12 protein-coding genes are annotated in these 12,934 nt (G+C 61.2%); 6 read left to right on the forward strand and 6 right to left on the reverse strand.

Annotated elements, in window-relative coordinates; translation table 11 throughout:
• Positions 1–160 precede the first annotated feature (160 nt).
• A complete protein-coding gene (locus tag M0D69_RS31555) occupies positions 161–415 on the reverse strand; it encodes a hypothetical protein (RefSeq protein WP_277041910.1) in 255 nt (84 codons plus the stop codon).
• A 374-nt stretch (positions 416–789) separates the two neighbouring features.
• Between M0D69_RS31555 and M0D69_RS31560 the strand changes: the two genes are divergently transcribed.
• The 4 genes from M0D69_RS31560 (at position 790) to M0D69_RS31575 (ending at position 2,978) form a co-directional block, all read left to right on the forward strand.
• Complete coding sequence (locus tag M0D69_RS31560; protein WP_301785771.1) at positions 790–1,101, forward strand: hypothetical protein; 312 nt, start codon at positions 790–792, stop codon at positions 1,099–1,101.
• Between the two features lie 346 nt (positions 1,102–1,447).
• Positions 1,448–1,795, forward strand: coding sequence for a hypothetical protein (locus M0D69_RS31565; protein ID WP_301785772.1), 348 nt, complete (start codon positions 1,448–1,450; stop codon positions 1,793–1,795).
• Positions 1,796–2,198: 403 nt separating this feature from the next.
• Positions 2,199–2,534, forward strand: a complete 336-nt coding sequence (locus tag M0D69_RS31570; RefSeq protein WP_301785773.1) for a hypothetical protein — start codon at positions 2,199–2,201, stop codon at positions 2,532–2,534.
• Between the two features lie 33 nt (positions 2,535–2,567).
• Positions 2,568–2,978: a DUF2000 domain-containing protein gene (locus tag M0D69_RS31575; RefSeq protein WP_301785774.1), complete on the forward strand. Its 411-nt coding sequence runs from the start codon at positions 2,568–2,570 to the stop codon at positions 2,976–2,978.
• Between the two features lie 131 nt (positions 2,979–3,109).
• On the opposite strand, the gene M0D69_RS31580 is transcribed toward M0D69_RS31575, so the two are convergent.
• The 4 genes from M0D69_RS31580 to hpnD all read right to left on the reverse strand — a co-directional run bounded on the left by M0D69_RS31580 (position 3,110) and on the right by hpnD (position 7,936).
• A complete protein-coding gene (locus M0D69_RS31580) occupies positions 3,110–3,763 on the reverse strand; it encodes a phosphorylase (protein ID WP_301785808.1) in 654 nt (217 codons plus the stop codon).
• 65 nt (positions 3,764–3,828) lie between these two features.
• Complete coding sequence (gene shc, locus M0D69_RS31585) at positions 3,829–5,808, reverse strand: squalene--hopene cyclase (protein WP_301785775.1); 1,980 nt, start codon at positions 5,806–5,808, stop codon at positions 3,829–3,831.
• On the reverse strand, positions 5,808–7,091 hold the full coding sequence (gene hpnE, locus M0D69_RS31590; RefSeq protein ID WP_301785776.1) for a hydroxysqualene dehydroxylase HpnE: 1,284 nt from the start codon (positions 7,089–7,091) through the stop codon (positions 5,808–5,810). The genes shc and hpnE overlap by 1 nt, the downstream gene beginning before the upstream one ends.
• Entirely contained in the window at positions 7,091–7,936 is an 846-nt protein-coding gene (gene hpnD, locus M0D69_RS31595) for a presqualene diphosphate synthase HpnD (protein ID WP_301785777.1), read from the reverse strand. Before hpnD ends, hpnE begins: the two co-directional genes overlap by 1 nt.
• A gap of 586 nt (positions 7,937–8,522) precedes the next feature.
• Here hpnD and M0D69_RS31600 point away from each other — a divergent pair.
• Entirely contained in the window at positions 8,523–10,784 is a 2,262-nt protein-coding gene (locus M0D69_RS31600) for a hybrid sensor histidine kinase/response regulator (RefSeq protein ID WP_301785778.1), read from the forward strand.
• 213 nt (positions 10,785–10,997) lie between these two features.
• Entirely contained in the window at positions 10,998–12,260 is a 1,263-nt protein-coding gene (locus M0D69_RS31605; protein ID WP_301785779.1) for a hypothetical protein, read from the forward strand.
• A gap of 112 nt (positions 12,261–12,372) precedes the next feature.
• Here M0D69_RS31605 and M0D69_RS31610 read toward each other — a convergent pair whose 3' ends face one another.
• On the reverse strand, positions 12,373–12,927 hold the full coding sequence (locus M0D69_RS31610; RefSeq protein WP_301785780.1) for an NADPH-dependent FMN reductase: 555 nt from the start codon (positions 12,925–12,927) through the stop codon (positions 12,373–12,375).
• Positions 12,928–12,934: the final 7 nt, after the last annotated feature.

Here is a 12,934-nt window from a genome sequence, read left to right on the forward strand (position 1 = left end):
ACGTGGCCGTCTTGCAGAAGGAATCCCGGTCCTTTAGGGCCGCGAGGACGTCAACGCGAATTAGCCGATGCAATGCACAATACGCCCGCTTTTCGGCGGGCGTATTTTATCGACGCTTATACGGATTGATTCAAGCGGCTTCGGCTTGGAATGCGCGGGTTTATGCAGCCTTATCGAAAGACTGCTGCATTACTCGCTGTTGCGGTGCATGACGGCGTTGGTCGATCTCCGCCATGCCATACGCCAGGGCAAACTTACGGGCATCGACAGGACACGGGAAATGCCCCAGCACGCCTGTCGCGCGCTGCAAGCCATCGATCTCCCTGACGATTAGCATAGCTGCATACATTCCATCGTCGTACGCGGCCAGCGGAATCAATACGACGTTCTCGTAAGCGATCTCAGCGTATTGCATGTCTGATCCCCCTCATGTGGACGACTCACTACTCTCTCAGCGCACCAGTCGATCTGGCACGTCTTTGTGTTTAGGCATTATCAATAAACAAAAGCCAAGAATCAACGGGATTTGTGCGATTCAGGGTTTATAGGGACGGTTTGGGCCGTTCCGATGTGGCGAGCACTTCATTTATTCGATACATGCACCGGGCTGGAGCGCTTCTTATACAGACTAACTGTGTCAATTTGATGTGGTGCGTGGGGTAGCGCATGGTCGTTGGGGCGGTGGACGGTTAATGCCTGGTGGTTAAGCGCTTTACCTACGATGTCAGGCATGCGGTATGCGGAATCGCTTTATCGACAGCAATGTCCTAATGACCGATGGGGGCACTTGTGAAACTCGAATCGACTGCATGGTTTCCGTTGAGCGACTACACGCCGACGCGCGACGGGTGGTACGAGGTGCAACTCACGAGCGGTGACACGGCGTTCGCGAAATTTGGTGTAGACGGATGGACCGAAAAACCGATGCTCGTTTTCACGCACTGGCGAGGCCTTTCCGCCGATCCAAGTAAGGTGGACGGTGTGGAGAACATCGATGCGGAGGCGACGGCGGCGGAAGGGGTTAGAGCGGTTTGGGATACGTTCTTTCCCGGGTCGGGAGCGGAGCAGCATAAGCCGTTGGATGCGGGGCGTGGGAAGTAGCATCGCGACGCTTCGATGACTCGGTGAGGATGGATAGACTGGCGAGCGTGGGTGGCTTGCCAGTTTTTTTGTTTTGGGGTTGGCGGTTGGGGCGGTTTGGAGTCTTGCTCGTCAAGCTGCGAACGCGGACTGCGTCCGTTTCGCGACACGCTGCGATGCAAGATGAAGCTGAACCTCGCGGCAGTCTTGCCGCTGTTCGGTGGGCTTCTGGCGGCGCTCGAATGATGGTTGTGCTTGCATGAACCGCTTTATCGCCGCTGTTCGCTTAGCGTCTTGAAGAGTGTGGCTTCCCGTTGTGTGACAATCAAAGTTCTCGATCCATTCAACTACGGTACGGCGGAAGCACATGAACAAGAAAGTGACGTATCTGGTCAGCATATTTATCGGTACTCCGACACAGCAGCACGCGCAGATCAAAGACATCGCGGCGCAAGTGTCAGGTGACGACTATGAGTTCTTGCATCTTCATCAGATGGGCGCGTTCCTGGTGCTGAACACTGATCGTGACGCTAAGGAATTGGCGGGTTCGTTTTCGCGTGCGACGGCAGCGGACGATCGAGTGTTTATCTGCGAAATAGGCCAGGACTGGCATACGCTCGGATTGAACAAGGCGATGTTCTGGTTGCAGAACCATCTGGCGACAAAGACGCAAACGCCAGCGACTAAGAAGGGGAATCCGTTTGGGGATGATTGATCGTTCCTACGAGCTTGCGGATTGCTATCCGGGTTTGCGATTGTTATCAACAGATAACTCGCGCCGGGAAACTGTCATACGAACTTCTCAGTCGAACGGTAGTTGCGGGCCACAGCAGCCGTTCATCTAGGACATAAATGTCGACCGCCAGGGTGGCGTTCTAAAGCCACAAACCATCGGAGCGAATAATTCCAACCGTTCGCGCCCGGCATTCTGCATTCCGAAATTTGGCTGAACGACCACGCACCGCGTTTAAACACCGACCGCCAGCTTTGAATACTGTCGTCTGCTGCTTCCGTTCGCGGAGCAGATCTGGAATCGGCCAGAGCCATCTTCGCCGTTTCCGGCCCTGGTCCCCTCGGACCGGGTATTGGGCGAGAGTTGGCGCTGGCACCCGGAGCACTTGACTCCGAAAGCGCAGAAAGCGTTGCTGGAGCAGCTCAGCGACCCGCGATATGCCAGTCCTGAATGTTTCGAGCGAGCCCAGTTTCTGTGGGTCGAGTCACTCGGTCTTTTCATTGCGAGTGAAGGAAAGAACCGCGTCGCATTGTTTAGATCGATGCGCGGAGAAAACGAAGTCGCGTCGCACATTCCTGCACAGGTTCAAAGGGCGTCGTATCCAGTGTCGGAACGGCTATGCATCTACCGATTGTCACAAATTGGAGAGGACGATACGCACGTCGCGGTGCTCGACGGAGAGTTGGCAGAGTTGATCACTTTGAATACCATTCCATCGTGAACATCCTTTAAAGCCTTCGCGCCCTCTCGCCCCATGGAATTCGATACCAAAGTAGCGATCATCGTCCTCGACGACCTTGCCGTCTGGCAAAAACTCAACGTCACCGCGTTCCTCGCGCCTGGCATCGCAGGTGCGGTGCCTGATGCGATGGGCGAGCCTTACATCGATGCCGCCGGCAGAACCCACGCGCGCCTCCTTGGCCAGCCTATGATGGTCTACCAAGCCGACAGCGCCGGCCTCCTCCGCGCCTTCCGCCAGGGAATCGAACGAGAACTGACCCGCGCCGTCTATGTCCGCGCGATGTTTTCAACTGGCCACGATGAAGCCAATCGGGAAGTGTTTCTAAAGGAGCCGGCAGATGCGCCCGATCTGGTCGGACTGGCCGTAAGAGGCCCGAAGAAAGCAGTCGATAAAGCCATCAAGGGCTTATCGCTGCATGGGTGATAGGAACGCGATCGGACACCAAACCACCGGCCGCAATTTCCCGCCTAACCGCGCAATCGCCACCCACAACAAAGCAGCAGCACACAGCCAATCCAACAACAAACAACAAACAACAAACAAAGCCAAAACCCCTAAACCCTCAACGCCCCCGCCACATCCAAAGCGTGCCGTGCCTGCACCAACGAAGTCCTTGCCGCCCGAGCATCGCCCGCGACCCTCAACAACGCCCCAAGCTGCGAAGGCTCCCTCAACAACTCGCGCAGAATCGGCAAAATCGTCGTCGTCCCATCATCACGCAATCCCGCCGTCGCAGCACTCGGCAAACTCCGCCAAGCCGGATCAACAATTGCTCTGCACACCGCAAACGGCAACCCCCGCGCAGTAGCAATCGCTCCGGCAATATGCGATTCCATATCCACGGCGAGCGCGCCGGTAGCGCGATACATCGAGCTCTTCTCCTGCACCCCCGTCAACGGCGCGGCCACACCGGCCATCGTCCCTCTAACCGCGCGCGCCTCCAGCGGCGTCCCGGCAAAAGCAGCGAACAGCCGCGCGGACCATTCCGGATCGGTATCGAGGATTCCAAACGGTCCCGACACAGAACTGGCGATAACCAGCGTCCCCGGCTCCAACTCAGGCGCGAGCCCACCCGCCGTGCCGAAACTAATAATCCCGGAACACCCCCGCGCCAACGCTTCGCTTAACGCACGTTCAAGCAGATCCGACCGCGCCGCAAACACCGCTTCCATGCCCGGCCCACGCGCGATGCGCGCTTCAAACGCCATCCCCGTCACCGCAATGACGGGCAAACGCTCGTCGAAGGAGCCAGAACCGGAACCAGACAGCGAACTCACATTCCCGCCGTCACGCGCGAAGCCCCATCGCGCATCATGTTCCTGTACCGCGCCAGCGCCCATAGCGGGAAGAACTTTCTATACCCGTGGTATCGCAGATAAAACACTCTCGGGAATCCAGTCGCCGTAAATCGCGTCTCGTCCCACAAGCCGTGGTCACGCTGCTTGGAATGCAGATACTGGACGCCCTTCGCCACGGCCGGATGATCGACAAACCCCGCCGCCATCAACCCGAGCAACGCCCACGATGTCTGCGAAGCCGTGCTCGACGCCGCTTCATATCCGCGATAGTCGAGCTTGTAACTCTCCCCGCCTTCGCCCCATCCGCCATCGGCGTTCTGAATGTTGATGAGCCAATGCGCGGCGCGCTGCATACGGCTATCGGTGAGAGGCAAACCAGCAGCGTTCAGGGCACACAGCGCCGTCCACGTCCCGTAGATATAGTTCAGCCCCCAACGCCCGTACCAGCTTCCATCGCGTTCCTGCCCGCGCAAGATGTAGTCGAGCGAGCGCTTCGCCGGCTCGCTCGTCGAGGGCTGCTCACCCAGTTGCGCGAGCATCGAAAGACATCGACCGGAGACATCGACGGTCGGCGGATCAAGCAGCGCCCCGTGATCGGAGAAGGGAATATTGTTCAGGTAATACTGCGTGTTTTCCGGCTCGAAAGCGCCCCACCCGCCGTCGCTGCTCTGCATGCCGACAACCCATTCCCGCCCGCGCGCAATCGCTTCGCCATACAACGCCGTCCCGTTTTCGCGATCGGCGCGTTCCATCGCCATGGCAACAACGGCTGTATCGTCAACGTCCGGATAATGCGGATTCGCGAACTGGAACGCCCACCCTCCCGGCCGGATATTCGGCCGGCGCGAGATCCAGTCGCCGCGAACATCCAAAATCTGCAGCGGCACGAGCCAATCCAGACCACGCGATACCGCCGCCCGCGCCTTGGGCGTATCGGCTTCGAGCAACGCGTGCGCGGCGAGCGACGTGTCCCATATCGGCGATAAACACGGCTGGCAATAAGCCTCGCCGCCCGGCGCTTCATCGATGATCAACAACTTCTCAATCGACTTGCGCGCAATCGCCCGGTTCGGATGATCTTCCGGATAACCAAGCACGTCATACATCATCACGGAGTTGGCCATCGCGGGGAAAATCGCGCCGAGACCGTCTTCGCCGTTCAGCCGTTCATCGACGAAACGCACAGCCGCTTCTATCGCGCGTTGCCGAGTGTGGCGCGGGAACAGGGGATCGACGGCGCGCAGCAAGGTGTCCACGCAGCGGAACAGCACGAACCAGCCCTGATGCTGATGCGGCGCACGCGCGGCCATGCCGGCGTTAACGGGGGCATCGAAGAACAGTTCGTCGATACGCACGCCCTTCGGATTACGCGCCTTCGGCCGCTTCGCGTTCAGCACGAGCAGCGGCACAATCACGGTCCGCGCCCAGTACGACACCTTCGACAGATGGAACGGGAACCAGTCGGGCAAGAGCATGATCTCGACGGGCATCATGGGCACCGCGCGCCACGACACCACGCCGAACAGCGCCAGCAAAATCCGCGTGAACACGTTGGATTTCTCCGCGCCGCCAGCCGCGATAACCGCACGCCGCGCACGCTGCATATGCTCGGCTTCGGGCGAATCGCCGATCATCTTCAGCGCGAAATACGCCTTGACGGTGGCACTGACGTCCATGGCGCCATCGGTGAACAAGGGCCAGCCGCCATCGGCGCGCTGAATCCTGCGCAGATACCGCCCGATCTTCGCTTCGAGCTCAGGCTTGGGCGTCTCGCCAAGGTAATGCCCGAGCAGCACGTACTCGGAGGGAATGGTCGCGTCGGCTTCAAGCTGATAAAGCCAGTAGCCATCGGGATGTTGGTCGGCGAGCAGTGCATCGGCAGCGCGCGCCACCGACGCTTCCAGCGCCGCCGCCGTCACCGGCTGGATGCCGGGCAGCTGGACAGTTTCATTCATCAGCGTTGCACCGAGAAGTTCATCGAGGGATTCATAAGCAGGTCCGCGGCTTTCTGGCCGGAGCGGATCGAGCCTTCTATAGTGGCGGGCAGCCCGTTGGCGATCCAGTCACCGGCAAGCATCAGATTGGACCAGCGCGTACGCGTAGCCGGCCGGAGGTTTTCCTGGCTCGGCACGGCCGCGAAAGTCGCGCGCTTTTCCGTGACGATCTGCCAGGTCGGCATACGCTCAACCGGCATGCGCACCGCCTTCGCAACTTCTTGCCAGATGGTGTGGGCTAGCGTCTCGCGCGGGGTATCGAGGAGATGATCGGCGCCGCTGATGGTCACCGAAAGGCGGCCATCGAAGGCGAACAGCCATTCGGCGGTGCCGTTCAGCAAACCGGTTATCGGATTGAAACCAAGCGGCGGATCGATGGCGAAATGCGCATTGACGATGGCGCGGAATTCGTTCGGCGCGCTGATACCCGGCACCAGTTGCTGCGCCGAGTTCGGCGGCACGGCAAGCACTATACCGTCGTTAGGACCGACGTCCACGCGACCATCCTCGAAATCAAGCGATGTAACACGTGTCTTCGAATCCGTGCCCGTAAAACCAATCTCGCGCACCCGCGATCCGAGCTTGATCTCCGCGCCGCCATATTGCAGCAGGCGCAACGCCGGATCGACGAACGCATGGCCCAGGCCGTTGCGTGCGACCAGCGGCCGGCACGCCTGACCGCCGGCCAGCAGTGTCTCCTTCAGCACGTTGCCCGCAAGCACCGCGCTGCCTTCACGCGGATCGACATTCAGCACGGCCCGGAACAGCGGATCGATCAGCGCGTCCCACAGCCGCCCGTTGGTGCGCATGGTCTGCTGCATCGTGCGGCCGGGTTTGGCGAACAGCAGCGGCACCAGCGACAAATAATCCGCGGGCATGGTGCCCGGAACACGCGCGGCGGAATCGAAGATCCAGCCCGGCACTCGGCCCGGCGATAGCTTCACGGTCCAACGCGCGCCGCTGCGCAGATCCATGAACGGAAACTCGGGCTGGGTCGGACCGACGAGATCATCGGCGGCGCCAATCGCCTTGGCATAGTTCAGCGTGGCGTGGTTGCCCGACAGCACCAGATGATTGCCGTTGTCGATAGTCGCGTTGAGCTTGATATCGAAGTACGAACGGCAGCGGCCGCCTGCGTGCGGCGCAGCTTCGTGCAGGACCACGCGCGCTCCGCGACGCTGCAACTGCACCGCGGCAGCGAGTCCCGACAACCCTGCGCCAATCACATGAACAAGACGCGCCATCAGAAAATATGTCGCGCAACGATCCACAGCAGCCGCGAACGCGGCGTGCGGACGTGGTTGCGCGGGAGATCGAAGCCACGTTTCAGATTGGCTTCAAGAACGCAGCGATACGCCCCCGACATGATCCTCGGCGCACGCACCTGAGCGCGCGGCGCAGTGGCCATGATCGCGTCGGATTGCGCGTAATGCGTCCGCGCACGGTCGGCGAGCGTCAGGCAGACGCGCGGCAAGCGGGCGTCGCCGACTATCGAACCAATGTCAGTCGTTGAAATGCCTTCGCGGGACAACAGTTCGCGCGGCAGATAAACACGCCCGATGTCGGCGTCTTCGTCTATGTCGCGAAGAATGTTCGTGAGTTGCAGCGCACGGCCGAGATGGTGCGCGAGACGCCGTCCGGCGTCTTCATGCATCCCGAATATCCTCACCGATAACCGCCCGACCGCGCTCGCCACACGGTCGCAATAAAGGTCGAGCGTGGCTTCGTCGGGCGCGACGATATCTTCGGCGGCGTCCATCGCCATGCCGTCGATCACGGCGATAAAGTCGTCGCGCGACAGGTGAAAACTTTGAATGTGTTGCGTCAGCGCGGCCAGCGACTTGCGTGGCTTGCCGGCGTAACAATCGTCGATATCCACACGCCATTGTTCAAGCGCAGCGGCACGTTCGCCACGCGGCAGCGTGCCGTCGGCGATATCGTCCACCGCGCGGCAGAACGCGTAGACCTGGTACATGGCGTCGCGCTGCGCAGCCGGCAGGATGCGCATGGCGAGATAGAACGAACTACCCGATGTCACCTTGGCGGCGTCGGGAGCAGGATCGTCGGCGATAAGATTGGAAACGGCCAAGACGGACTCCGCTGTGGCGCCCCCAAGGGCAGTGTGTTAGATCGGGCGCCGGGCAATTCGGCGCTTCGCTGAAAATTGCTTCGAAGCTGGATGCAAACCCGGCGCGAACCGGCTTCAGGCGGCAGACAAGCCATGCCGGAAGCGGCGAAAAGTATATCAAGTTTGTGACGCGTTGCCTGAGGACGGCTTGCGACGTGCTTTCCGTGAATCTTAACCTTCGTACAAAAACCGTCCGCTCCAAGGATATAACGCTCGTTACGTGCTGTGGAGTAGCACGGCGCCGGTTTTGAATTGCTGGGCGCTTCACTGAACCTGATCGCCATTATTCCCAGCCAACTTTACCGGTCAGCCGTCTTTTTATCATCAAACTTACCGTCCTTTTGACGCGTCGCGAGCCCGCGCTTTACAGCGTGTTTGACAGAATCAATTTGAAAGGCATGATTTATGCGCACGTTATCTTTCCCAAGCGTCGGCGAAAATCGGGCAGCGGCTAGAATGCGTGCAACTCTCCGCGTTGCAATCGCTGCTTTTCACCGATGCATAAAGATGCCGCGCTTAGCCATTTACATCGGGACGACGACTCACCATGACGCCGCAACGCGAGGAATCAGGCGCTGACCACTGGCAAGACGAGCCGCCGTTCCCCGTTGTACCGGAGCGCAATTTCGCCGCCCAGCGCACCACCCTCCGGCTCCTGCTGATTGCGGCCATCGTATTGCCTTGCCTGTATTTCGCGGGCATGTCGTGGAGCGACCTGAAAGCTCGCGAACGCGACGCCGCCGAAGTGGCCGAACGCAACGCGCACGTCGCCGAAGAACACGCGCTGAAAGTCTTCGACATGAACGAGACGCTCAACGCCCGCGTAATCGATCTGATCGACGGTGTGGACGACGAGACCCTGCGCCGCGAAGAAACCTCTATCCACGACAAACTCAAGGCGATGGGCGGGGGTTATCCGCAAGTGGCGTCGGTGGCCATCTTCGGCGCGGACGGGCGTCTGATTGCCACGAGCCGCATCTTCCCCTCGCCGGATGTTTCGATAGCAACCCGCGACGACTTCGTTGGCATTCGCGACAGCAAGATGCTCGAAAACGTCTCCCGCGTGATGCTCGGCAAAGTGGGCGGCGAGACGGTATTCAACACGGCGGTGCCGCGCAAGAACTCGGATGGCCGCTTTGCCGGCATTGTGACGATTGCGCTTCGCCCCAGTTATTTCGCCGGGTTTTATCGCGAGTTGCTGGGCGAGCACTCCACCGTATCGCTCGGCCTCACGCGCTCGGACGGCGCCGTGCTCGCCTGGTATCCGACGCGTCCCCCCGACCGCATGGAACTCGCCGCGAGTTCGCCCTTGCGCGATGCCTTTACCTCGGGACTTCGCAACGGCGTCGTGCGAATGCGCTCCGGGCTCGACAACGAAATGAAGATCGTGGCGTATCGGCAGGTGGGGAATTATCCCGTGTTCGTGTCGAGCGGTTATCCCCTCGCCACTATCTGGGCCGGGTGGTATCGCCGCATCGGCGTGCTGATGCTGACGCTGTTCGCGCCGTGCGTGGTGTTATGGGGCGTGATCTGGCTGTCGCTGCGCCGTCTCGCTCACGAAGAAGATGCCTGGGAGCGCTGGCAGGCGGAAGCGTCCATGCGCCGTTCGATCGAATCGGCTTACCGGCAGGCACGCAAGATGGAAGCGCTGGGCAATCTGGTCGGCAGTGTCGCGCACGACTTCAACAACCTGCTGATGATCCTCTCCACCAACGTCCAGATCGTCCGGCGACGCGGTGCTACCGGGCTGGATCGCGAGTTGTCGGCCATGGAACGCGCGCTTAAAAGCGGCCAGTCGCTCACGCGCCAGTTGCTGGGTGTCGCCCGCAAGCAGCCGCTGCGCAACGAGACCATCGCGATCGGCAAGTGGCTGCCGGCGTGCCGCGAACTGCTGAAGGCGTCACTGGGCGCGAAGGTCGCGCTGAACCTCGAAACGAATACGGATAGCTGGCCGATCCGCGTCGATGCAGCCGAACTCGAGCTCGCGCTGATCAACGTCGCGGTGAATGCGCGCGACGCCATGCCGAGCGGCGGCACGTTCTCCGTTCGCGCGGACAACGTGCGCTTCCGGCACGAGGACGGTTTTCCGATCATCGGCGAATTCGTGCAGTTGACGCTGGAGGACACGGGCGCGGGCATGAGTCCCGAAATCCTCGGCCGCGCGTTCGAACCGCTGTTCACCACCAAGTCCAAAGGCATGGGTACGGGGCTCGGCTTGCCGCAAGTGTTCGCGTTCTGCGAGCGAGCGGGCGGCGTGGCGACAATCGACAGCGCGGTGGGCGCGGGCACGTCGGTGCGGCTCTATTTGCCGCGCGCGAGCGCAACCGCGGCAGAAGCGCTCGACGCTCAGCACGACGCTACCGCCGCCAGCGAATCGCACGGTTTGCGCGTGCTGCTGGTGGAAGACAACGAGGAAGTCGCGGCGGGCACGGAAGCGTTGTTATCGATGATGAATCACCACGTCACGCACGTCTTCAACGCGGACGGCGCAATCGCGATGCTCGAAACCGCCCGTCGCGATGCGAACAATGGCGGTGCGCTGCCGTTCGACGTCGTGCTCTCCGATATCCACATGCCGGGCAAACTGAACGGCATCGATCTGGCCGAGATCCTGCAAAGCTGGACGCCGCGCATGCCGGTGATCCTGGTAACCGGCTACGCCGAAGAGCTGGATCGGGCGCGTCAGGTCGACGCGCGCGTGTTGTCGAAACCGTTCGACATCACATTGCTCGATTCGCTTCTGCAGGCCATTCGCGAAGATCTGAGCGCGCGCGCCGACAACCGCGAGCATGGCGAAGCGCCGCACTGAGCCAAGCGACTTTTTCCACACGTTTTGTAAAAACATCCGCACGCCGGCTCGCATCGCGATGGATAGCCGTGTTTTGGGCGGCGTCACGGCGCGCGCGCTCGCGACCCGGCACGCGAGTTGCGAGATAACACGTGAGTTGCGACCTAAACTAGATTTGCGACGAATGTTTTTTCACGCGTCGCAACTGCTTACAGGCCACCCACGGAGGCAGCCATGCGACACACAGTTATTGGTATCTTCGATACCTACGACCAGGCCGAAGTGGCGCGCAGCGCACTTGTTGCCTCGGGTTTCCCTCGTTCCGACATTGAACTCCAGGCTGCGCCCGACGATCCCGCCTGGGCAGCCGGCGCAGGCGGGCCGCCTGAAACCGGCGGCGTGCTGGCGAACATCGAACGCTTCTTTGCGATGTTGTTCGGCGGCCGCGATCAACCGCCCGAAGTCGCGCATTATTCCGAAGCGGTGCGGCGCGGAGGCGTGCTGGTTGCCGTCGATACCGCCACCGAAGCGCGCGCTGACGTCGCGCGCCGGACGCTGGCGGAACAAGGTGCGATCGATATCGACGAACGCGCGGCGAGTTGGGGCACGCTAAGCCATGGACGCACGGCGGCGTCCGCAGCCGACGACCGCGATCATTCCCTGCTCGATGAACTCGGCCTCGGCTCAGGCAGCGCCGTGCCGGGTCGCGCACCGGTGAATCCGCCCGGAGATCCCCTTGCAACCGCCCGCGCCGACGCCAACCGGGCACGGGCTTATCCGCACGCGGATCAGGGCGATCCGGCCGTGCAGCCGCTTGATCCGATCACCCCCGTCGCCCGCGATGTATTCGCCGGCGGCAGTGACTCGTCGTATCGCGCAACGGGCGGCGATCCGATGACCAGCGGCACCGTCCGGCAGGACACGAAGGAAACAATTCGGCGCTCGGCGTCCTGTGCCGCGACTTCGTTGGATGAACCGCTGGCTGGCGAGGACTCGGCTTATCGTTCGCCGGCTGCGAGCGAGCCACCGACCAGCGCTGCATCGAAGCAAGGCTGGCGTCCCGTCGACCCGCGCGATCCGCTGGATGAAACCGAAACGTCGTCGCGAAGGGGCGCCATGGGGGGTACCGGTACGACCGGCTCGCCGGTTCCGGGGTCACTCAGCCAGACCGGCGATCCGACGCTCGACACCCGTTCAGGGACGCGACCCACCATGCCGGACGAGTACATGGAGTACGAGGACGACTTCCGCACGGATTTCGAATCGAAATATGCGGCAACAGGCGCGCGCTACGAAGAGTACGAGGAAGCGTACCAATACGGCGCCTCGGCCGGCAGCGACGAGCGTTATGGCCGCCGCAACTGGGACGACATGATGGAAACCGAACTGCGCCATGACTGGGAAGGCCGCAATCCGGGCGTAGATACGTGGGAGCGCTTCAAACTCGCGGTGCGTCACGGCTGGGATCGCGTGACGGGACATCACCATCACATGTAACTCATGCTGCTTGCTGTTGTTGAAACGTTGTTGAAACGCCAACGGCCCGCTAAAGCGGGCCGTTGGCGTTTTGCGTACGGATTCGGGTTCGGGAGCTAACAACTCACCTCACTTAAACCGTCGCAAGGCGCTGAACCCAGGCGGTGTATTTATCGACGAATGCCTGCAGGAACTTGCGCGTCTCCTCGTTCACGATCTTGCCACTTGCATCGATACGGTTCGCGTCGTGCTTGATGAACATCTCCGGCTGGCCCATCAGCGGCACATCGAGGTACGCGAGCACATTGCGCAGATGCGCCTGTGCGAGCGCCGTGCCGGTCGGACCAAGCGACGTGCCCAGCACCGCGCCCGGCTTGTTGGCCCACGCGTTGTGCCCCCACGGCCGCGAACCCCAGTCCAGCGCGTTTTTCAGCACGCCGGGAATCGAGCGGTTGTATTCCGGCGTGACAAACAGCAAACCATTCGCCGCCGATATCTTCTGCTTGAACGTTCGCGCGACCTCAGGAAAGTCGTGATCGTAGTCCTGGCTATAGAGCGGCAAGCTCGCGATGTCCAGAAACTCGAACGAAAAATCCGGCGGCGCGAGCGACACTACCGCGTGCGCGAGCTGCTTGTTGAATGATTCACGACGAATGCTGCCGACAACAACCGCAATCTTGTAGGTCATGGCTTTT

This window comes from Caballeronia sp. SEWSISQ10-4 2 (assembly GCF_030464885.1).
In the GTDB taxonomy this organism is placed as follows: domain Bacteria; phylum Pseudomonadota; class Gammaproteobacteria; order Burkholderiales; family Burkholderiaceae; genus Caballeronia.